The 21,594-nt window shown below is 67.3% G+C and carries 19 protein-coding genes, 1 tRNA gene and 1 riboswitch; of the genes, 7 read left to right on the forward strand and 13 right to left on the reverse strand.

Going from position 1 to position 21,594, the window contains the following annotated elements:
- Positions 1 to 135: 135 nt before the first annotated feature.
- From ACWIGM_RS24820 to ACWIGM_RS24850, 7 genes are all read left to right on the forward strand, one after another.
- A complete protein-coding gene (locus ACWIGM_RS24820) occupies positions 136 to 900 on the forward strand; it encodes an FCD domain-containing protein (RefSeq protein WP_454028632.1) in 765 nt (254 codons plus the stop codon).
- 236 nt (positions 901 to 1,136) lie between these two features.
- Entirely contained in the window at positions 1,137 to 2,339 is a 1,203-nt protein-coding gene (locus ACWIGM_RS24825) for an ABC transporter substrate-binding protein (protein ID WP_454028633.1), read from the forward strand.
- A 26-nt stretch (positions 2,340 to 2,365) separates the two neighbouring features.
- Positions 2,366 to 3,226, forward strand: a complete 861-nt coding sequence (locus ACWIGM_RS24830; protein ID WP_454028634.1) for a branched-chain amino acid ABC transporter permease — start codon at positions 2,366 to 2,368, stop codon at positions 3,224 to 3,226.
- Complete coding sequence (locus ACWIGM_RS24835) at positions 3,223 to 4,209, forward strand: branched-chain amino acid ABC transporter permease (RefSeq protein ID WP_454028635.1); 987 nt, start codon at positions 3,223 to 3,225, stop codon at positions 4,207 to 4,209. The genes ACWIGM_RS24830 and ACWIGM_RS24835 overlap by 4 nt, the downstream gene beginning before the upstream one ends.
- The gene (locus ACWIGM_RS24840; protein WP_454028636.1) at positions 4,206 to 4,964 is read left to right on the forward strand and encodes an ABC transporter ATP-binding protein; all 759 of its coding nucleotides are present in this window, start codon (positions 4,206 to 4,208) and stop codon (positions 4,962 to 4,964) included. The genes ACWIGM_RS24835 and ACWIGM_RS24840 overlap by 4 nt, the downstream gene beginning before the upstream one ends.
- Entirely contained in the window at positions 4,954 to 5,646 is a 693-nt protein-coding gene (locus tag ACWIGM_RS24845; RefSeq protein WP_454028637.1) for an ABC transporter ATP-binding protein, read from the forward strand. Before ACWIGM_RS24840 ends, ACWIGM_RS24845 begins: the two co-directional genes overlap by 11 nt.
- 7 nt (positions 5,647 to 5,653) lie before the next feature.
- Positions 5,654 to 6,478 carry a creatininase family protein gene (locus ACWIGM_RS24850; protein WP_454028638.1) on the forward strand — a complete coding sequence of 275 codons (825 nt, stop codon included), beginning with the start codon at positions 5,654 to 5,656 and terminating at the stop codon, positions 6,476 to 6,478.
- 665 nt (positions 6,479 to 7,143) lie between these two features.
- On the opposite strand, the gene ACWIGM_RS24855 is transcribed toward ACWIGM_RS24850, so the two are convergent.
- From ACWIGM_RS24855 to ACWIGM_RS24915, 13 genes are all read right to left on the reverse strand, one after another.
- Positions 7,144 to 7,220: transfer RNA gene (locus ACWIGM_RS24855), tRNA-Arg, on the reverse strand.
- Positions 7,221 to 7,338: 118 nt separating this feature from the next.
- Complete coding sequence (locus tag ACWIGM_RS24860; protein WP_454028639.1) at positions 7,339 to 8,628, reverse strand: MGH1-like glycoside hydrolase domain-containing protein; 1,290 nt, start codon at positions 8,626 to 8,628, stop codon at positions 7,339 to 7,341.
- A gap of 15 nt (positions 8,629 to 8,643) precedes the next feature.
- Entirely contained in the window at positions 8,644 to 9,693 is a 1,050-nt protein-coding gene (locus tag ACWIGM_RS24865; RefSeq protein ID WP_454028640.1) for an ABC transporter ATP-binding protein, read from the reverse strand.
- 9 nt (positions 9,694 to 9,702) lie between these two features.
- On the reverse strand, positions 9,703 to 10,509 hold the full coding sequence (locus tag ACWIGM_RS24870; RefSeq protein WP_454028641.1) for a carbohydrate ABC transporter permease: 807 nt from the start codon (positions 10,507 to 10,509) through the stop codon (positions 9,703 to 9,705).
- Positions 10,506 to 11,357 (reverse strand): carbohydrate ABC transporter permease, encoded by an 852-nt coding sequence (locus ACWIGM_RS24875; RefSeq protein ID WP_454028642.1) that lies wholly within the window; start codon positions 11,355 to 11,357, stop codon positions 10,506 to 10,508. The genes ACWIGM_RS24870 and ACWIGM_RS24875 overlap by 4 nt, the downstream gene beginning before the upstream one ends.
- Before the next feature lie 10 nt (positions 11,358 to 11,367).
- A complete protein-coding gene (locus tag ACWIGM_RS24880; RefSeq protein ID WP_454028643.1) occupies positions 11,368 to 12,645 on the reverse strand; it encodes an ABC transporter substrate-binding protein in 1,278 nt (425 codons plus the stop codon).
- 54 nt (positions 12,646 to 12,699) lie between these two features.
- Complete coding sequence (locus ACWIGM_RS24885; RefSeq protein ID WP_454028644.1) at positions 12,700 to 13,713, reverse strand: substrate-binding domain-containing protein; 1,014 nt, start codon at positions 13,711 to 13,713, stop codon at positions 12,700 to 12,702.
- Between the two features lie 238 nt (positions 13,714 to 13,951).
- The gene (locus ACWIGM_RS24890) at positions 13,952 to 15,559 is read right to left on the reverse strand and encodes an FMN-binding glutamate synthase family protein (protein ID WP_454028645.1); all 1,608 of its coding nucleotides are present in this window, start codon (positions 15,557 to 15,559) and stop codon (positions 13,952 to 13,954) included.
- An 88-nt stretch (positions 15,560 to 15,647) separates the two neighbouring features.
- Positions 15,648 to 16,655, reverse strand: a complete 1,008-nt coding sequence (locus tag ACWIGM_RS24895; protein ID WP_454028646.1) for a DUF6925 family protein — start codon at positions 16,653 to 16,655, stop codon at positions 15,648 to 15,650.
- Positions 16,652 to 17,443 (reverse strand): ABC transporter ATP-binding protein, encoded by a 792-nt coding sequence (locus ACWIGM_RS24900; protein ID WP_454028647.1) that lies wholly within the window; start codon positions 17,441 to 17,443, stop codon positions 16,652 to 16,654. The genes ACWIGM_RS24895 and ACWIGM_RS24900 overlap by 4 nt, the downstream gene beginning before the upstream one ends.
- Complete coding sequence (locus tag ACWIGM_RS24905; protein WP_454028648.1) at positions 17,443 to 18,468, reverse strand: FecCD family ABC transporter permease; 1,026 nt, start codon at positions 18,466 to 18,468, stop codon at positions 17,443 to 17,445. The genes ACWIGM_RS24900 and ACWIGM_RS24905 overlap by 1 nt, the downstream gene beginning before the upstream one ends.
- Complete coding sequence (locus ACWIGM_RS24910) at positions 18,465 to 19,325, reverse strand: ABC transporter substrate-binding protein (protein ID WP_454028649.1); 861 nt, start codon at positions 19,323 to 19,325, stop codon at positions 18,465 to 18,467. Before ACWIGM_RS24910 ends, ACWIGM_RS24905 begins: the two co-directional genes overlap by 4 nt.
- Positions 19,322 to 21,265 (reverse strand): TonB-dependent receptor plug domain-containing protein, encoded by a 1,944-nt coding sequence (locus ACWIGM_RS24915; protein WP_454028650.1) that lies wholly within the window; start codon positions 21,263 to 21,265, stop codon positions 19,322 to 19,324. Before ACWIGM_RS24915 ends, ACWIGM_RS24910 begins: the two co-directional genes overlap by 4 nt.
- A 121-nt stretch (positions 21,266 to 21,386) precedes the next feature.
- Positions 21,387 to 21,584, reverse strand: a riboswitch (cobalamin riboswitch).
- Positions 21,585 to 21,594 lie beyond the last annotated feature (10 nt).

Genomic DNA, 21,594 nt, shown 5'->3' on the forward strand with positions numbered 1-21,594 from the left:
AATAATTTATAAATTTTGTACTTTTGATGCAAAATCAGCTTCTTAGAAATTATCCCATGCATACCTGATTTCGTGTATTGCAGGTGGAAACGAGTAGGCGGGCCGGCCTCGATTCGCGCCCGCAAGGGGGTATGGATGGCGGATAGTGCCAGCAAACAGCCGAAACCCGACTGGGGTCCTTCGGCTTGGCTGCTCAGACAGGACGGGCCTCGCACACAGGCCGACGAGGCGCTCATCAAGCTGCGCCGCGACATCATCGTCGGCGAGTTCGAGCCTGGGAAGCGGCTGCGGCCGGACCAGCTCGAGGAACGCTACGACATCGGCCGCAATCCAGTCCGGGAGGCACTGTCGCGCCTTGCCGTCGAAGGGCTGGTGCGCGGCGAAGGGCAGCGCGGGTTCCAGGTCGCACCGGTGTCGCGCGAGGAACTGCTCGATGTCGCCGATCTCAGGCAGCGCTTCTCGACGATGGCGTTGGCCCGCTCGATCGCCAATGGCGACGATGAGTGGGAGGCCGGGATCGTCGGCGCCTATCACCGCATGTCGCGCATGGAGACGAGCCTGACCGGCGATCCGGCGAGCTACGCCGACGAATGGGAGCAGCGCAACAGCGCCTTCCACAATGCGCTCGAAGCGGCCTGCGGCTCGCCCTGGCTGCTGCATTTCTGCGCCCTGCTCTACGAGCAGTCGGAGCGCTATCGCCGCGCCGTGGTGCGCTATCCCGAGCTGCGACCCTCGATCCATGCTGAGCACAAGGCGATTCTCGAAGCCTGCCTCGCCCGCCGCGAGGCAGAGGCCTGCCAGCTGCTCGCCGAGCATATCGAGGGGGGCGCGAGAGCAACACTCGCCAGGCTCGACGAGCAGCTCGGTGCAAGCCCGCCGAAGCGCCGCCGGGGTCGCTGAGAATCTTTTTGTGCACTTCCAATTTTTTATGTGAAATGGAAAATTCATAAATTATTTGACAGACCTCGATTTCGATGATCCTTTGAGCTCACCCAGACGCATCGTCGGCGTCGCAGTCCCGGAATCGGGCAAGGGGCGGGATTTCCGCAGGCTCGCGCACGACCGCCAGAGGGGCGGGTGAAGCGCAGGTCGTGAGTCGGCAGCGGGCAACGCTGCATCTGAAACGGGAGATGATCGTGAACGGGGATTTCGGCTGGGCGCTGCGCGCCGCAACGTTCGGGCTGGCTTTGGCAGCCGGGTTTTCGCCGGCAGCGGCCCCTGCCGCCGATGGCAAGCTGGTCGTCGGGGTGATCCTGCCGTTGTCGGGCACCTTCGCCAACGAGGGACGTCAGTATGAGCAGGGCATCGCCGCCTATCAAAAGCTCAACGGCAAAACGGTGGCTGGACAACCGGTGGAAATCGTCACGCGCGACGATCAGGGACCGGGCTCCGGCGACCTCGCCCGCCGGCTGACGCAGGAACTGATCCTGCGCGAGAAGGCGGATGTGATCATCGGCTACAGCTTCACGCCGAACGCGATGTCGGCCGCCTCGCTGCTCGGTGAGGCCAAGCGCCCGGCAATCATCGTCAACGCCGCGACCTCGATCATCACCGAACGCTCGCCCTATTTCGTCCGGGTCTCCTGGACCTTGCCGCAATCTGCGGCGACGCTCGGTGATTGGGCGGCGAAGAACGGCATCAAGACCGTCTACACGATGGTCTCCGACTTTGCGCCGGGCATCGATGCCGAGACCTGGTTCAAGAAGGCCTTCATCGCCGGTGGCGGACAGGTGGTCGGCGAAGTCCGCACGCCCGTCACCTCGATGGAGTATGCGCCCTATCTGCAACGCGTGATCGAGGCCAAGCCGGATGCGCTCTTCGCCTTCAATCCCGGCGGTGATGTCTCCGTGGCCTTCATGAAGGCGGCGCGCGAGCGAAATCTCGCTGGGGCGGGCATCAAGCTACTGGTCACCGGTGACGTCGTCGAAGACAATTCGCTGTCGTTGATCGGCGAAGGGCTCGACGGCGTGATCTCGGCCCATCACTACCAGTCAGGCATCGCAAGCGCCGAGAACGAGCGCTTCATCAAGGCCTACAAGGAGGTCGCCGGCGCGGAGGCGATCCCGAACTTCCGCGCGGTCCAGGCCTATGATGCGATGGACCTGCTCTACAAGGCCGTCGCCAAGACCGGTGGCAAGACCGATGCCACCGGCTTGCTCGAGGCGATGAAGGGCCTCACCCTGACGAGCCCGCGCGGCAAGATCACCATCGATCCGCAAACGCGCGATGTGGTGCAGGACGTCTATATTCGCCGTGGCGAGAAGCTCGACGGGCGTTGGCAGAACAGGGCTTTCGAGACCTACAAGGCCGTCGTCGACCCCGGCAAGACCGCGCGCTGAGCCGGCGGGCAAGGGAGTCAATCCAGGTGTCTAGCCTCGTTGCCGTCCTGGTTGACGGCGTCGCCTACGGGATGCTGCTGTTCCTCTCCGCGGTCGGCCTCTCGGTCACACTCGGCCTGATGCGCTTCATCAATCTCGCCCATGGCGCTTTCGCGATGGTGGGAGCCTATCTCGCCGTGGTCGTGGTCGGAGCCGGCCTTCCATTCCTTCTTGCCCTGCCATTGGCGTTCGTCGTGGTCGGCGCCTTCGGCATCGCGATCGAGCGGACCGCCATCCGTCATCTCTACCGGCGCAGCGCGCTGGAGCAGGTGCTGTTCTCGATCGGGCTCGCCTTTGCGCTCGGCGCGCTCGCCAACCTGATCTTCGGGCCACAGCAGCAGGCGATCCAGACGCCGGCCTGGCTGACCGGCCGCGTCGCCCTGGCCGGGCTCGAAATCACCAGCTACCGCCTCTTCCTGATCGCTATGGGCACTGCGACCGCGATCGCCCTGATCTACCTGTTCGAACACACGCTGTTCGGCGCCAGGATTCGCGCCGCGGTCGACAATCGCCGTGCCGCCGAAGGGATCGGCATCCAGGTCGAGCGCCTGTTCGCGCTCACCTTCGGGCTCGGCGCGGCACTGGCCGGGCTCGGCGGCGCGCTTTCCGTCGAGATGCTCGGGCTCGACCCGGCCTTCGCCCTGAAATACCTGACCATGCTGCTGATGGTGGTCGCGATCGGCGGAGCCGGTTCGATCGAGGGCTCGCTGCTGGCGGCGCTCGGCCTCGGCACGGTCGACGCGCTGTTCAAATACCTCCTCCCCGAGGCCGGCGGCTTCGTGATCTTCGGCCTGCTCGTCGCCGTGCTGCTGGTCAAGCCGGCAGGGTTGAAGGGGCGGGCGGCATGAGCGCGCTGAATCCTGCCGGCCATGGCGGCCTGTCGAAGCCCGCATTGCCGTTCAGCCCGGTCACGCCGCTGATCTTCGCGGCGCTGATCGCGAGCTACTTCCTGTTTCCAAACCATCTCGCCCTGGCGACGCAGATCCTCGTGCTGATGATCTTCGCACTGTCATACGACCTGCTGCAGGGCCATGCCGGCATCGTCTCGCTCGGCCATGCCGTCTTTCTCGGCCTCGGCGCCTATGGCAGTGCCATCCTCGCGCGATGGGGCTTCACCGACCCGCTTTTCGGGCTGATGGCGGGCGCGTCGATCTCGGCTCTCGTCGCCCTGGTGCTGAGCCCGATCGTGGTCCGCGGCAGCGATTTCACCAGGCTTCTGGTCACGCTCGGCGTCGCCTCTCTTATCCACGAGGCCGCCAACCGGATGCGCGACCTCACCGGTGGCGCCGACGGGCTCGCAGATTTCGAGGTGGCACCGCTGCTCGGGCTGTTCGCCTTCGACTTCGAGGGCAGGACCGCCTTTCTTTACGCGCTGATCGTCTTCGCCTTCGTCTATGCGGCGCTGTGGCGGGTGACGACCTCTCCCTTCGGATTGGCGCTACGCGGCATCCGCGAGAATCCGCGACGCATGCCGGCGATCGGCTCGCCGGTCGCGCGCCATCTGGCCGTGAGCTACCTGCTCTCCGGAGCCATCGCCGGTGTCGGCGGCGCGCTCCTGGCACAGACGAGCCGCTTCGCCTCGCTCGACATGCTGGGCTTCGAGCGTTCGGCCGAGATCGTCATGGTGGTGACGCTGGGTGGGACCGGCCACATAGCCGGCGTCAGCATCGGCGCCGCCGCTTTCGGGCTGGTCAAGGACGGACTCTCGACGATGAGTCCGCGCTATTGGCAACTCGGGCTCGGGATCGTTCTGATGGCATCGGTCTTTCTGGCACGTGGCGGCATAGGCGGCTTGATCGAGCGTTTCGGCCGGTTCGGGAGGCGCGCATGACCGCTGCGCTCGCAACGACCGCGCTCAGCGTGCGCTTTGGCGCCTTCCAGGCGGTGCGCGACGTTTCGCTCTCGATCCGGGCCGGTGCGCGCCATGCGCTGATCGGGCCCAATGGCGCCGGCAAGACCACGCTGGTCCACGCCCTGACCGGCAGCGTGAAACCGGCTGCCGGTCGCATTTTGATCGGCGGCGAGGACGCGACCGGCCATTCGGAGGCGCAGCGCGTCCATATGGGGCTGGCCCGCACCTTCCAGATCAACCAGCTCTTCCGCAAGCTCACGGTCCTCGACAACGTCCTTCTCGCCGTGCTCGAGCGGAACCGCCGGACGGCCGTCTTCTGGCGCTCCGTGCGCAGCGACCGGGCGGCGCTCGACGAGGCGCGTTCCTGCCTTGCCTTCGTCAATCTGCTGGCGCTGGCAGAGCGCCCGGTCGCGGCGCTGCCCTATGGCAGCCAGCGCCTGCTCGAAATCGCGATCGCCATGGCGGCGCGCCCGCGCGTGCTCGTGCTCGACGAGCCGGCCGCTGGCGTACCGGCGGCCGAAAGCGCGGCGATCTTCGAGCGCATCCACGCCTTGCCCGCCAGCCTGACCGTGGTCTTCATCGAGCACGATATGGGCCTGGTCTTCCGCTTCGCCGAGCGGATCACGGTGCTGGTTGCCGGGGCGATCCTCACCGAAGGCACCCCGGCGGAGATCTCGGCCGATCCGCGCGTCAGGGAAGTCTATCTCGGCCGGCGAGGCGATCATGCTGCTTGAAATCGAAAGCCTGGTCGCCGGCTATGGCGACGCGGTCGTGATCGAGGATGTCGGCTTGTGCCTCGACGAAGGCGAAGGCCTGGCGGTGCTCGGCCGCAACGGCGTCGGCAAGACCACGCTGATCCTGGCGCTGATGGGTCATGCCCGTGTCACCGCCGGCGCGATCCGCTGGCGCGGCGAGGAGATCTGCCGCAGCGATGCGAGCGGACGCGCGGCACTCGGTATCGGCTGGGTGCCGCAGGAGCGTGACATCTTCGCGTCCCTGACCGTCGAGGAAAACCTGCTGGTCGCGCATCGACCTGGCCGGTTCGGGCTGGCGGAAGCCTACGCGATGTTCCCACGCCTGCATGAAAGGCGCCGCAACCACGGTGACAATCTCTCCGGCGGCGAGCAGCAGATGCTGGCGATCGCCCGCGCCCTGATGACGAACCCCCGGTTGCTCGCTCTCGACGAGCCCTTCGAAGGCCTGGCGCCGGTGATCGTCGAGGAGCTGGAGCATTCGATCAGGCGCCTGCGGGAGGAGTTCGGCTTCGCGATCATCATCGTCGAGCAGCACGCGGAGGATGCGCTGCGGCTCAGCGACAGGGCGATCGTGCTCGATCGTGGCAGGATCGTCCGCGAAGGCGTCTCGGATGATCTTCTCGCGGACTTCGCGGCCGTTCGCTCGCTGATTTCGGTATGAGGACGTCATGATCGAACAGGATCTTTACGCCGGCACCATGGTCGAGATGACCGGGCCAGCCATTGCCGCTGCAGCCGAGCGCGGGGCGGGCGTGCTCCTGCCGATCGGCGTGATGGAGCATCACGGCCCGCATTTGCCGATCGGAACCGATGCGCACATTGCAACGACGCTTTGCCGGCTGACAAAATTCTATGCCGCGGAAGCCGGCCGTGAGCTCGTCATCGCACCACCATTCTACTGGGGCGTGAATCATGTGCTCTCGGCTTTTCCGGCGACGTTCCGCACCCGGCCCGAGATTGCAGCCGCACTGCTCAACGACATCGTCGACACGCTCTGCGAGAACGGCTTTCGCGATGTCCTCGTCGTCAGCCACCATGGCGACCTCGAGCACAACCGGATGTTGCACAAGGTCATGCTGGAGCAGCTCGAGCGCTGCCCGGGCCGCGCGCGCTGGCTCTATGCGCCGCTGCGCTGGCGCCTGTTCGACCGGCTGGGCTGCTCCGGCAACGAACCGTTCTGGGTGCCTTGGCAGCGTCCGGAGGGCTTGGACACGCTGAGGACGACAGGGATTCTCGGCGTCCATGCCGACGAGCTCGAGACCGCAGCAATGGCGCGCTACTATCCGGCGCTGATCGACTTCGACATCCTCCCGGAGCTGGTTCCGACGCAGCTGGGCGAGGCGGATCTCGTTCGCTGGCGCAAGGGCGGCAGCGAGGCCAAGGCAGTCACGCCGGATGGCTATTTCGGCGCACCGGCCCCGATCGATCCCGAACTCTGGCGCCATTATGACCTGATCGCTCGCGTCATGGCGAAAGCGGTTTCAGGTGAGTGATCTTATCAAACAGCGGGCCAAAAACTTTTCTGGGCACACACCAAGGTCGAGCCCGGTATCGCCGGCAGTGAGGCTAATCGGATGTCGGCTCTCGACCCTTAGCGAACCCAGGGTACGGATCGGCGCTGATGGGAAGGCTGCCGAAAGAGGTCAATGACGATCGCGGCTTCGGAGATTGGCCGAATTTTCCCGGCGATAACGCCGCGCGCGCTTCGCCGGGGACCGATTGCAGCTACTCACCCCTGAGTTTATCGTCGCGATACTGCCGGTGTATGATCCTTTGATCATAGCGATGATGCGCGCGGATAGCTCTTGTTCGCGCCATGTATGATTTCCATCCAACCCAGTCGCGGCCCTGTACCAAGGCCACTCGTCGGCTTTGCGCCACCTGCGGACAAGGGCTTCTGCGGTCCACCTGTCGGGAATTGGCGCGCGACAATTGTGACGAGCGTTACCCACGTGGGCAACGCTCGAGGGATTCGCCATGTCTCAAGCCGAAATGCTTCCGCCAGGAATGACAACAGAGAACCCTCGAATCCCCAGAAATGGGTCCGACACCCCTTTTCGTCACGCATAAGACGCGACGCATCGCTTCCGCGAGTAGAGCCTGCTAGTGTTAGAAAAGGGGGCGCAATCGCCCAATGCATTGATTTTCTTAGAAAGAATGGCGCGCCCGACACGATTCGAACGTGTGACCTTTGCCTTCGGAGGGCAACGCTCTATCCAGCTGAGCTACGGGCGCTTTCCGTGGAGGCTGGATAGCTGATTGCCGGCGCTTCGGCAATGCGGGAATTGCGGGGTGCAGCGGCCCGGTCGGGGCGAAGGCTCTCAGCTGGTATCGCGCCGGACGCCCGAGAGCCTCATGCTGCGGCGTGACGCGATTGCGAGTTCGCCTGCTGATCGATCAGCAGGCCGATCGCGGCCGTCCAGGAGAAGCTGCCGCCGCCGAGGCCGGCGCCCGAGGCGGGGTCGAAATATTCGGCGAAGCCCTCTGCCTGCATGAGCGACAGCGTCGCGGTGCGGATTCGCTCCGCCAGCCCGGCCTTGCCATAGCGTGCAAAGCCTTCGGCGATCATGTAGTTGACGACCGCCCAGGCCGGCCCGCGCCAATAGCGCCTGGGCTCGAAGCGGGCATCGGCTGGCGCGGTGCTCGGAACTGGATGCGGCACGAGCGCGAGCCAGCTCCCGAGCTCGGCTGCGAGCGCCGTTGCCTGCTCCGGCGTGGGCAGGCCGGCGAAGAGCGGAAGCAGCCCTGCCGAGGTCGAGGCCGGCACGAGCCTACCCGTCGCGAGGTCGCAGGCGCGATAGATGCGATCGGGGGCGCTCCAGAGCCGGGCGAAGGCGGCTTCGCGCCTCTGGCGCCGGACGGCGATGCGAGTGTGCTCCGCTGCACTGCCGAACTGCTCAGCCAGCACCAGCAGGTCCTCTTCGGCCTTGTGCAGGATCGCGTTGGTGGCGACATCGACCAGCCTGAAGGGGGAGGCCCGCCACATCGCTGCCGGCTCCCAGCCATGGCTCGCATAGAGATCGACCAGCGCGATGAAGCGACGATAATCCTCGTCTCTCGGGCGCATGTCGGCGTCGATATGGGAGATGTCGCGCCGCCGGATCGGCGTCGTCGGCTCGATCGTCAGGCGCGCCATCGCCTCGTCCCAGGCCGGGCTGTTGTCCATGCCCGATTCCCAGGGGTGGAGGATCGCGACGAGGCCGGTACCGCCGGGGTCGCGGGCCCTGTCCCACCAATCATGCGAGGCGAGCGCCTGCCGGTAGAGCGCGCTCGCACGGGCGGCGCGATCGGCGCCGGTCGCCCGCTCGAAGACGAAGCGGATCGCGCTGGCGAGCACCGGCGGCTGGGTGATGCCGGAGGTCGGGATGCGGTGGCGCGTGCGCCAGACCTCCGGCCCGGGGAAATAGTCGTCGCTCGGCGCATGGAAGACGATGTGCGGCACCATGCCGTCGTCCCATTGGCCCTCGACGAGGCGCTCCAGCTCGCGCCATGCCCGTTCCTCGTCGAAGGTCGCCCAGCCCATCGCGACGAAGGCCGAATCCCAGTTCCACTGGAACGGGTAGAGCCGGTCGGTCGGAACCGTGTAGCCGCCGCGGTCATTGGCACGCAGGATCGCGCGGGCCGCTTCGATATCGATCGTCATCGTCTCAAAGGTCCGTCATTGCGCCTGGATCGCCCGGCCCGAGGCCGGATCCATCCAGACCAGTCGTTTCGGGTCCGGCCTGAGGCCGATCCTCGTGCCGGGCTTGTGGCCGCTGCCGGCGGGTGCTGCGACACGCAGCAATGTCGGCCCGCTGCGGCCGGTGACGAGGTCGTGCGCGCCGAGGGGCTCGACCACGGCGACGTCGAAAGGCAGGCCCTCGCCGGCGGCGACCGGCGTCAGGTCCTCGGCCCGGATGCCCATCAACAAGTCGCCGGAAGCCTTTGGCGCCGCCAGGCTCGAGCCTGGCAGCTCCAGCCGCGCATTTGCGATGGTGACCGGCAGAAAGTTCATCGGTGGACTGCCGACGAAGCCGCCGACGAAGGTCGTGGCCGGGCGCTCATAGACCGCGGTTGGCCGGTCGATCTGCTCGATGCGCCCGCCATGCATCACCGCGATCCGATCGGCCAGGCCCATCGCCTCGGTCTGGTCGTGGGTGACGTAGATCGTGGTGGTCCTGGCCTCGCGCAGCACGGCCTTCAGCTCGGCACGCATTTCGAGGCGCAGCAGCGCGTCGAGATTGGAGAGCGGCTCATCCATCAGCAGCACCGGCGGCTCGACCGCGAGCGCGCGGGCGACCGCGACGCGCTGGCGCTGGCCGCCGGAGAGCTTTGCCGGATAGCGCTCGAGATAGGGCTCGATGTGCAGCAGTTTGGCCGCCTTGCCGACGCGCGCCTTTATGCGGGCCTCGTCGGCGCCCTGCATGCGCAGGCCGAAGGCGACATTCTCGTAGACGCTCAGATGCGGGAAGACGGCGTAGTTCTGGAACACCATGGCGAGGCCGCGCTGGCGCGTCGGCACCTGCGTGAGATCACGCCCGCCGATGACGACGCGCCCGCTCGATGCGCTCTCCAGCCCGGCGATGATGCGCAGCAACGTGGTCTTGCCGCAGCCGGAGGGGCCGAGCAGGGCGACGAACTCGCCGTCGGCGACGGTGAGGTCGATGCGCTCCAGGGCGCGGGCGGCGCCGAAGGATTTGGCGATGCCGTCGAGGGTGATCTCGGCCATAGGTTCCCGTCAGCGGTTGGCGATGCCCCACATCGCGAACAGGTATTTCCGGACCGCGAAGATGAAGGCGAGCGAGGGAAGGATCAGCAGGAAGCCGCCGGCGAAGCGGAAATGCAGCGGCGATTCCGCCAATACCGTCAGCAGATAGGCAGTGAGCGTGCGGTTCTTCACCGAGAGCACCGAGGCAGCGAAGACCTCGTTCCAGGAGATGACGAAGGCGAAGATCGCCGCGGCGGCGATGCCGGGCAGGGCCAGCGGCAGCACCACCTTGCGGAAAGCCTGCCAGCGGCTGCAGCCGAAGACCCAGGCAGCTTCCTCGAGCTCGCGCGGGATCGCCTGGAACAGGCTGGCCGAGACCAGCGCGGCGAAGGGCAGCGCCAGCGCGGTATGGACCAGCCCGACGCCAAAGGCGGTGTCGTAGAGCCCGATGCGGATGAAGGCGACAGTCAGCGGCAGCGCCAGGATGGCGAGCGGGAAGGCGCGGGTGAGCAGGATCAGCAGCCTGTAGGTGTTCTGGCCGCGGAAGGAGAAGCGCGCCAGGGCGTAGCCGGCCGGCGCGCCGAGCCCGATCGAGAGCGCCATGCAGGTGAGGGCGGCGATGACGCTGTTCGCCATGGCGTGCCAGACGCCCTCGACCGCAAGGAAGCTCTGCAGTGCCGTAAAGGATGCTTCGCCCGGCCAGAGCGATTTCGGCCAGCGGAAGACGCCGGTGCGGCCGCCGAGCGCCCCCAGCGCGATCAGCCAGATCGGCAGCAGCACCCAGGCGCAGAGCGCGGCGACCCCGGTCCAGAAGACGGTGCGTTTCAGCGCGCTCATGGCTGCTGCTCCGGCGGCACGCGCAGGGCACGCAGATAGATCACAGTCGCAGCCAGCGAGATCACGACGATCAGCATGGCATAGGCGGTGGCGACGCCGGTGTTCTGGTTGGCGTTCTGCCAGGTGTAGGCCTCGCCGACCAGGACCGGGAAATTGGTGCCGCCGATGGCGTAGACCACGGCGAAGACCTCGAAGGCGAGCACGGTGCGCAGGATCAGCGCGGTCTGCAGGCTTGGCTTGAGCAGTGGCAGGGTGATGCGCCGGAAGATCGTCCAGGGCCGGGCGCCGAAGATTTCCGCCGCCTCGCGATACTCCTTCGGGATCAGCTGCATGCCGGCGACGAGGATGACGAGCACGATCGCCGTGGCGCGCCAGACCTCGGCCAGCACCACGGCGAGGAAGAGCGTGCCGGGGGTCTCGTAGGTCAGCCAGGCGGTCGGCCCGTCGATCAGGCCGAGGCCGAAGAGCGCGCTGTTGAGATAGCCGCGGTCCTGCAGGATCGCGAGCCAGACCAGGCCGGCGGCGAGATCGGAGACGCCGAGGGGAATCGTCCAGACCCAGAGCACGAGATCGCGGCCGCGGCCGATCTTCTCGATCATCACGCCCATCGCCAGCGCCATGACGAGCTGGATCGGCACGACGACGAGGACGAGCAGGAAGGTGTTGCGCAGTGCCTGGCCGAAATTCAGATCGCCGAGCATCCGCCGGTAATTGGCGAGCGAGGGCACTCCGTTCTCGCTGAAGGAGAGCGCGACCGTCTGCGCCAGCGGCACGAGGAAGATCGCCGTCAGGAAGACGAGCGAAGGTGCCAGCAGCAGATAGGGCAGGCGTCGCGAGGTCGCGCTCATCAAAGCAGCCTCAGTTGACCGGGCAGGCGGCCTCGCTTGCCTTGTCCGGGGCCCAGCACGGTGCCTTGGTCGCCTCCATCAGCCCCTTGAGGACGACCGCTTGCGCGTCGAGCACGGCGCGCGGGTTCTCGCCGCGCAGCACGATGCGCTGGAAGCTGTCGGAGAAGACCTTGTTGAACTCGCCGCCCTTGTCGCCGAGGCCGACGGGCAGCAGTGCCGGCAGCGCGTCCTTGGTCCCTTGCGTCTTGGCGACGCCCTCGGCGATCAGCTTGATGCCGGGCGAGAGATCGGCGGGCAATTCGGCCTTCACCACCGGGAAGAAGCCGACCTCGGCCGCGGTCTTCACCTGCGTCTCCGGCTTGCTCAGATGCTCGATCACCGCAGCGGCGCCGGCGCGGTTGGGCGCGCCCTTGGGAATGGCGAGGCCGGCGATCACCGGCATATAGCCACGGCCCTTGGGGCCGGCCGGCGCCGGGAAGGTGACGTATTTGTCGGGCTCCTGCACCAGCGCATCCTTGACGCGGGCGACATGGTCAAAGGCGACCCAGACCTCGCCGGCCATCAGCGGCTCCTGCATGAAGTCGTAGCTGGTCGAGTTCGGGTTGACGTATTGCCAGAGGCTCTTGAACTTGCCCCACATCGCCTCGGCTTCGGCCGAGCGGAACTGGGTCACCACGCCGCCGGTGAAGGACGGGTAGAGATAGCCCTGGTAGAAGCGCGGCATCAGCCCCTTCGGCCCGGCGGGGAAGCCGATCAGGCGCTTGCCGGTCTTCTCGGTCAGCGCCTTGCCCCAGGCTTCGAGCTGGTCATAGGTGAGCGCGTTGACGTCGGCGCCGGCCGGCAGCGAGGCGAGCGCCTCCTTGCGCGCGACCATGATGTAGGTCGCCTGCATCCACGGAATGTAGACCTGCTTGCCGGTGCCGAGCTTGCCCAGCTCCAGCAGTCCCGGCGGGATGCCGCGATCGGCCAGCCTGGCGGCGACATCGTCGAGCGTGTCGAGATCTCCGGAGGTGACGAGCGGCTGCAATTCGCCATGGAGGGCGCCGGCGAGGCTGATCGTGCGCTTGCCGGCCTTGCCCTCGGCCTTCATGCGCACGTCGAATTGCGGCGGCTCCTCGACCAGATAGGAGACCGGGCCGGAGACGCCCTTGAGCAGGACCTGCCGGACCTTCTGCGCCTCCTCGACGGGGCGAAGCTGCGTCGACAGGAAGGTCACGTCCTGGGCTGCGGCCAGCGTCGCCGACAGCAGGATGGCGGCGGCTGTGCCGCCGGACAGAATGCGCTTCATCGTTTCCTCCCCGATCCGATCGGTTGCGGGACGGCTCATGTCGGCCGCCCTCGTTCAGGCTTCGGCGCTTGATCCCCGCGGGATCTGGCGCAGGTCGAATATCGTCGTGAGGTCGCGTGCATCGGCTCCGCCGAGGCGGGCGAGCACCATCTCGGCGAGCCGGGTGCCGACCTGCGCCGGCGGCAGCGCCATGGTGGTCAGGCCCGGCCGCGCATAGGAGGCAGCCGGGATGTTGTCGTGGCCGGTGACCGCGATGTCGCGGCCGATGACGAGACCGGCCTCCACCACCGCCTGCATGGCGCCGAGCGCCATCCGATCGGTGGCGCAGACGAGCGCGGTCGGCGGTTGTTCGGCAGCCAGCATCTCGGCTGCCAGGCGATGGCCACCTTCTTCAGTCGGCTCGTCCTCGGCGAAGAGCCGCTGTGCCGTCTCCGCCAGATCGGCCTCGGTCATGGCCTGGCGCCAGCCGGCGGCGCGTAGCGTCGCGAAGGTGAGATAGGAGGGGGCCGAGAGGTAGCCGATCCGGCGATGTCCGAGCCCGATCAGCCGGCTCGTCAGCGCCTTGAAGCCGGCTTCACCATCACCGTCGACGAAGGCATAGGGCTGCTTCGTCTCCGTCCGGCCATGGCAGATGAAGGGCACGCCCTTGGCTTCGAGATAGGCGACACGGTCGTCCTTGCGGCGGGTGCGGGCGAGGATGAAGGCGTCGGCGCGGCCGCTCTCGACCAGGCGGCGATAGGTCGCCATCTCCTCCAGGCCCGGGCGCGCCGCGAGCAGGATGAGATCGTGGTGCTGGGTGGCGAGGTGCTCGCCGATGGCCGCGAGCAGTTCGGCGAAGACGGGCTCGTGGAAATGGCCGGGCTGTGCCGGCAGCACGAAGGCGACGGTCTCGCCGGTGCCCTTGCGCAGCCGGCGGGCGGCGCTGTGCGGCCGGTAGTTGGCTTCGCGCGCAGCCCGGTGGACGCGCTCGCGGGTGGCGGGAGCAACGTCGGGATAGTTGTCCAGCGCCCGCGACACCGTGGTGATCGAGAGCCCGAGATGTCGCGCGAGGGCCTTGAGAGAGCTCAAAACCAGTCTCCAAAACGTTTTGGAAACGTCGAATGGATTGATTGGAGAGTCAAGCCGGTGCGTTTGCTCGGAGACGTCCGGAGCTGCCGATGGCGATGCCGGCGCTGCGTGCCGAGCCGTCGACAATGCGTCGATTCCGGCGCAGGCTGGCCCAGGGACCAGTCGGCTTGCCCGAGGACAGAGCTATGACAGACGGGTTTGCCGGCGGATTGTGCCGATGGCGGTCAGAGGGCCGCGCTCACGCACGCCGGTCGAAACTGTCGGCGCGGGCAAGGTCCCAGTTGCGGCGATAGAAGGCGTGCTCGCAGAGCCCGCTCACCAGCTCGCCGGGCTGCAGGAAGACGTGCAGGTCGGAGAACAGCCGGATCTCGGTGGCGCTGACGCGGCGCACCAGGTGGTGCGGGCCGAGCTCCTCCGGATGGGTCAGGCCGGCCGCCGCCAGCATGTCGGCCAGTGCCTTCAATGTGTTGGCATGGAAGCGATGGACGCGCTGCGCCTTGTCCGGCACCACGAGTGCGCGCTGGCGGACGGCATCCTGCGTCGCGACCCCGGTCGGGCAGCGATTGGTGTTGCAGGACAGCGACTGGACACAGCCGAGCGCGAACATGAAGCCGCGCGCCGCGTTGGCCCAGTCGGCGCCGATCGCGAGCACGCTGGCGATGTCGAAGGCGCTGACGATGCGCCCGGCGACGCCGATCCTGACCTTGTCGCGCAGGCCGGCGCCGACCAGCACATTATGGACGAAGAGCAGGCCCTCGCGCATCGGCAGGCCGATATGGTCGCTGAACTCGACCGGGGCGGCGCCGGTGCCGCCCTCGGCGCCGTCGACGACGATGAAGTCGGGCACGATGCCGCTCTCCAGCATCGCCTTGACCATGCCCATGAACTCCCAGGGGTGGCCGAGGCAGAGCTTGAAGCCGATCGGCTTGCCGCCCGAGAGCTCGCGCAACTGGGCGATGAAGGCCATCATCTCCAGCGGGGTCGAGAAGGCGCTGTGGCTCGGCGGCGAGATGCAATCCTGCCCGACCGGCACGCCGCGGGTCGCCGCGATCTCGGGCGTCACCTTCGGCGCCGGCAGGATGCCGCCATGGCCGGGCTTGGCGCCCTGGCTCAGCTTGATCTCGATCATCTTGACCTGGGGATCGACTGCCTGCCGGGCGAAGCGCTCGGGATCGAAGCGGCCCTTGTCGTCGCGGCAGCCAAAATAGCCGCTGGCAACCTCCCAGACGATGTCGCCGCCGCCTTCGCGATGATAGGGGCTGATGCTGCCCTCGCCGGTGTCGTGGCTGAAGCGGCCGAGGCGGGCGCCGGTGTTGAGCGCCCGGATCGCATTGGCGGAGAGCGAGCCGAAGCTCATTGCCGAGATGTTGAAGACGGAAGCCGAATAGGGCTGGCGGCACTGGTCGTTGCCGATGGTGATGCGGAAGCTTTCGGGATCGGAGACCGGCGCTGGCCGGGTCGAATGGCCGATGAACTCGTAGCCGTCGCGGTAGACGTCGAGCAGCGTGCCGAACGGGTGATCGCCGGCGAGGTTCTTGGCCCGGCGATAGACCAGTGAGCGCTGCGAGCGCGAGAACGGCGCCGCCTCCTCGTCAGCCTCGAACAGATACTGGCGCAGCTCCGGGCGGACCAGCTCGGCGAACCAGCGGATATGGCCGATCACCGGGTAGTTGCGCCGGATCGCGTGCTCGGTCTGGGCAAGGTCCCAGAGGCCGAGCAGTGCCAGCGCCGTTGCCAGCAGGCCGGGCAGCCAGAACCAGTTGTAGCGGAAGGCCAGCGGGACCGTGACGAGTGCGACCAGAATGCAGACGATCAAGGTGGTGAAACGGCTCAGTCGCAACGTCATATCCGACACCTGTCCGAATGAGGCTTCCTTCTTCTAGCCTCGACAAGTTCGAAAGACGATTGGTGAGATGAGCGGTGGGCCCTGCCGGCTAGGCATGGCCGTAAGCATCGGCGCCGTCCTCGTTCGCGGGTTCCCGCTTGTCGAAGGCCTCGAGCCAGCGCGACAGGCCGGGCAGTGGCGGGCCGGCTCGCAACTGCCGCAGCGCGACACGCAAGGTGTGGCGGGCGAATTTGTTTGCCGGCTCGCGGAAATTCGCGGGGTCGGAGCCGGAGTGGATCGCCGTCAGAACCTCCTGCTTCAACGCTGCGAGTTCCGGATCACCAGTAGCGGCGAGGAGCGCCTGGAAATGCTCATGCGCCGAGGCATCCCACGGCCGCGGCCGGGCCATTGCATCCTTCAGCGGATGGGCCGGCACGAGATGGGCGAAGGGTACCCAGCCGCTCGGGACCGGCTCGGTTGCCGCATGGGTGCGGCCGTTGCGCAGCAATTGCGGCAGGACATGAGTGTGCGGCCCTTCCGGGCTCCTACCGTCGGCCGGTGGGATCGGCTGGTAGACCTCGCAGCGGCCGGCGCGCGCGATGAAGACGCGATGCGGTCCCTTGGCGATGATCGCCCCCATCGCCGGATTGCCGGCTTCGAACAGGCTCCGGCCGGCGACGGAGCGCAAGGTCGTGATCAGCGCGGGATCGCCTGTGCGGATGCAGATATCGACCTGCAGCGTGCCGAGGCCCATGTCGAACAGGATGCCGGCGCGGTCCTGCGGCCGCAGTGCTCCAATGTCCGGGCCGAGCTCTGTGAGGACGCTGCGCCGGTTCATGGCGCAGGCGGCTTCCGGCAAGCACAATGCGACGCGATGGCTCCAGCCCGAGCCGACAGCGGTCTCCGAAGCGAAGAGCCTGACCTCAGAGAGATCGTCGAAGCCGATGCCGCCGCGATCGGTGACGGCGAAGAGGCGTCCCGGCTCGTCACCGAGCTCAACCGGCTCCCCGGGATCGCGCAGGAATTCGGCGATCGCGCCGAAGGTGCCGAGATTCCACTGCGTCGTCGCTGCAGCGAGCTCGTCGCGGATCAGGCCGGTCACGTCGTTTGCCGTCATCGGCGGGGTTCTCCATGGTCCAGAGCCTGCCAGGGCAGGACGAATTGTTCGCCGTTGCGATCGCCACGTGCGACTGCAATGCCGAAGGCGCGGGCGAGGTTGCCGTCGTCGAGCACCGAGGCCGGCGAGCCGTCGGCGAGGATGCGGCCGCCATCGAGCAGGACCAGCCGGTCGCAGAAGCGTCCAGCCAGCGCGAGATCATGCAGCACGACGACGACCCCGGTGCCGGCAGCGGCGATCCGTCTGAACAGTGCCATCGCTTCGAGCTGATGGCGCGGATCGAGCCCGACCAGTGGTTCGTCGGCGAGCAGCATCTCGGCTTCGACGGCGAGCGCTCGCGCCAGCAGCACCCGCATGCGCTCGCCACCCGAGAGGCTACCCAGGTTGCGCTCGCGGAAGGCGCTGGAATCGGTGGCGGCAAAGGCGTTGCTGATGGCGGTGTGGTCGGCTTCGGTCAGGTCGGCGAAGGGGCGCCGATGCGGCAGGCGGCCGAGCGCGACGACGGCTTCCGCCCGCATCTGCCATTGCACGCTGCCGCCCTGGGCGAGGAAGGCGAGCCGCTGCGCGAGAGCGCGGCGCCCCAGCGCTCTTGCCGGCTTGCCATCATAGAGAACTTTACCTGCCGTTGGCGGCAGCAGGTCGGCGAGGATGCGCAGCAAGGTCGTCTTGCCGGCGCCGTTCGCGCCAATCAGGCCGACGAGCTCGCCGGGGCGCAGGGCAAGGTCGATCCCGGCGAGGATCGGCTTGCCGTCGAAGGTGATCGCGATGCCGTTCGCTTCGATACGCATCACGCCTCCCGCCGCAGGCGTTGGATCAGGCTGAACAGGAAGGGCGCCCCGATCAAAGCGGTGACGACGCCGAGCTTGAGCTCGGGCCGGATCGGCATCAGCCGCAGTGCCGTGTCGGCGGCGAGCAGCAGGATCGCGCCGCCGAAGCCGCTGACCAGCAGCAATCGGCCAGGCTTGTGGCCGACCAGCGGGCGTAAGAGATGCGGCACGACGAGCCCGACGAAGCCGATCGCTCCGGTGACGGCGACGGCGCTGCCGACCGCGAGCGCTGCGCCGCCGATCAATCGCACCCGCAGCCAGGTCAGGTCGAAGCCGAGGCTGCGCGCGGTGTCCTCGCCGAGCGTGAGCCCGTCGAGCGCCGGCGCGCTGGAGAGAAGCAGGATCCAACCTGCCAGCATCAGCGGCAGCACGAGCCAGACATGGATCAGGCTGCGATCGGCGAGCGAGCCCATCAGCCAGAACACGATCTCCAGTGCGGCATAGGGATTGGGCGCGAGGTTGAGCGCGAGCGACGTCATCGCTCCGGCGAAGCTGTTGATCGCGACGCCGGCGAGGATCAGCGTCATCGTGCCGGCACCGCGGCCATTGAGCGCAAAGAGCAACAGTACCGCCAGCAGCGCCCCGGCGATGCCGCCGAGCGGCAGGGCCAGCGCGAAGGCGCCGGCGAAGCCGGAATAGAACACGGTGACGGCGCCGAGGGCGGCTGCGCTTGAGATGCCGACGATGCCGGGCTCGGCCAGCGGATTGCGCAGCAGCCCCTGCATGGCCGCGCCGGCGAGGCCGAGGCTGAAGCCGACGAGCGCACCGAGGATGGCGCGCGGCAGGCGCAGTTCGACCAGCACGAGCGCGGGCAGGCTCTGGCGGCCGGCGAGCCAGTCGCCGAGCGCGGCGAAGAGGTCGAGCCGTGCATAGCCGACGGCGAGCGAGAGCGCCGCCATGGCGAGCGTCGCAGCGGCCAGCAGGGTGACGAGCCGCCAATAGGACATCCGGTCGGATGCGGGGGAGGGCACGGCCAAGGCGCTCATGGTTTGGGTCCGGCAGAGGTTGGCGCGGCCGCGTCGAGCAGCAGTTCGATCGCGTCGATCACCGCCGGACCGGCGCAGGTCCAGAGCTTCGCGGGCAGGGCGACGAGCTTCAGCCGGTCGCCGAGGCGGGCTAGGACAGGGTGATGCAGGATCTCGTGGGCCAGCGAGGGCGGGCTGTCCGGCGTGGTGTTGAGGATCAGGATGTCGGCCTTGCCGAGCGCGACGGTTTCAAGCGCGATCTGGCCGTAATTGTCGATGCCGAGCTCGGCGGCGAGGTTGGTCAGCCCCGCCGCCGTCAGGATCTCGTCGACGAGCGAGCCGCGCCCGGTGGTGAAGCCGTTCGGACGCAGTACGATCGCGCGCGGATGCGCCGGGCGAGGGCGGTCGGCCAGTGCCGCGAGGCGGGCATCGATCCCGGCGATCAGGGCTTCGCCGTTCTGCTGCTCGCCGAGCAGCTTGGCCATGTCGCGGATTTGCTGGCGCATTTCGGCGAGGTTGCTCGGCACGCCGAACTCGCGGACCGGCACCCCGACGCGCTTCAGCAGCGCGACGGTCGCGCGCGTCGTATAGGCGCCGGCGATGACGAGATCGGGCTTCAGCGCCAGCACCTCCTCGACCAGCCCGTGATTGGCCGGGATCGTCAGGGCGCGCGCAGCCATGTTGGCGTTGCGCGGATCCTGCGACAGCCAGGTCACCGAGGCGACGTGCTTCGGTGACGCCAGCCGCAGCACCAGCTCGTCGGTGCACATGTTGAGCGAGACGATGCGCTGCGGCTTGGCCGGCGCATCGTCCGCATGGGCGGAGCCGCCGAACGTTGTCAGCCAGAGGCCGAGCGCGAGGGCGGCCCGTCGCCTCACAGGTTCACCCTGATCCCGCCGAAGGCGCCGAGGCCCGGCACCAGGAAGCCTGTCGGGTTTTCCCAGCGCCTGTCGAACAGATTGTCGACGCGGCCGAAGACGGTATAGCGCTCGTCGACCTTGTATTCGGCGGCGAGATTGACGATCGCTGCACCTGGCGCGCGCAGCCGCGAGACCGAGAAGTCGCGGTTGCCGTCCATCCAGGAGCTGACATAGATCAGTGTCGCAGACAGGGTGAGTTTCTCCATCGGCATCCAGCTCGCGGTCAGGCTCGCCTTGTGGCGCGGCCGGCGCAGCAGCTCCCAGCGTGAAACCTCGTCCTTCGCCAGCGTGAAGGTGTAGTCGCCGCGAACCTTGAACTGCGGCGTCAATTCGAGCGCGGCGAAGGCCTCGACGCCCTTGGTCGTGGCGCGGCCGACATTGGCGTAGGAATCGCGCGTCAGATTAGTGACGATCAGGTCGTCGATATCGTTGTGGAACCAGGTTGCTCCGAACCGGAAGCGGTTATCGAGCAAGGGCTGCTCGAAGCCGACATCCCAGCCGCGGCTCTTTTCCGGCTTCAGATTGGGATTACCAAAGAAGTTGAAACCCGGCCGGTAGTCGATGAAGAGCTCGGCCAGGGTCGGCGGCTTGAAGCCGGTGCCATAGCTCGCCTTCAGCTTGGTTCCAGTCTGCGGAATGATATAGGCCGGTGCGATGCGGTAGGTGGTATAGCCGCCATAACTGTCGTCATGATCGTGCCGGACGTTCGCCGCCAGGAAGAAGCTGTCGGCGATATTGGCCTGGTATTCCAGGAAGGCGCCCTTGTTGCCATTCGAGGCGGTGAGGCTCGGCGTGTCGAGCCGCTCGCGCTCGTATTGCAGGCCCATGATCAGGCTGTGACCCTTGGCGAGCTCGAGGTCGCCGCGCCAGTCAAACTTCACGCGCTCGCCGAGATTTTCCGCGGGCAGCCCGAGCTGGCCGAAGCCGTTCGGGCTGCGATAGCTGCGATCCTGATTCGAATAGGAGACGCCGAAGCGGTTGATGAAGCGCCCGTCCAGCGGATCCCAGACAGCCTCGCCGCGCGTGAAGGCCTGCGCATAGTTCAAGCGCGAGCGGAAGGGCGTCGGCTGGCCCGGGAAACCCATGTCATAGGTCGAGAGGAATTGCCCGTCGGTGTAGCGGCCGACCCAGTTGAGGCTCAGCGTGTCGCTGAGCGCGACGCCGAGCCGCCCCGAATAGGTATAGGCGTCATAGGTGTTGGGCTTCACCCGAACACCTGGCGGGATCAGCTTCGAGGGCACGGAATCGGTCGAGTCGCTGCGCATATGCGCGACGTTGAAGGCGTAGTTGAAGCGGTCATCGCCACCGCTGAAACCGGCCGACTGGTTGAAGGTGCCGTGCGAGCCGGCCTCGACCGTGGCGGTCACCTTGGGCGGGCCTTCGCCGTGCTTGCTGGTGATCGAGATGACGCCGCCGAGCGCATTGGCGCCGTAGAGCCCGCTCTGCGGGCCGCGCAGCACCTCGATCCGCTCGATATCGTTGGTCAGCATCGACCCGAAATCGAAGGAGCGGTTCGGCGTCGAGGGATCGTTCGCCTCGATGCCGTCGATCAGCACCTTGACATGGTTGGAGTTGGTGCCGCGCATGAAGACCGAGGTCTGTCCGCCCGGCCCGCCGATCTGGACGATGTTGAGGCCGGGCACGGCGGCGAGCGCCTGCGGCAGGGTACGGCGCTGCTGGCGCTCGATCTCCTGGGAGGTGACGACGGTGACGGAGCTGGCGATCTCCCTCGCCGGGGTCGGCACGCCGGTCGGACTGACGACGAGCTCGTCGAGCGCGATCGGCTTTTCGCCCGACTGCGCCAGTGCGGAAAGCGGCGCCAGCAGGATCGAAGTGGTGAGCAGGAAGAGGGCAAGGGGCGAACGCCCGCTCCTGGCGGGCTTTGGCAAACGGAACACGGGAAACCTCGGCGGGTAACGTCAGTGGCACGTCACCGCGAACGAGATGTCCCCACCCGCTCCCGAAACCGGGCGCGCGCGGTTCTACCACCCATCAGCGCACCCCGGCCGATGTGTTCGCGTGTGACCACGGCTGACGGCAGGTCTCCTGGCTCGCGGGTCGCTGCCCTTCGCCGCCTTCCCAGGGCCGAGGTCCCAGTGGCGTATGGCGAAAGGCTCGCCGCTTACAGTTGCGGGGGCAGCCGCAGCATGAGATGGCCAAGCCATCCGCACTGCGTTCCCTTTTGATCCCGTGAGGGAACCGTCGCGTTCACGAGTAGGGCGGAAAT

This window comes from Allobosea sp. NPDC055332 (assembly GCF_053645455.1).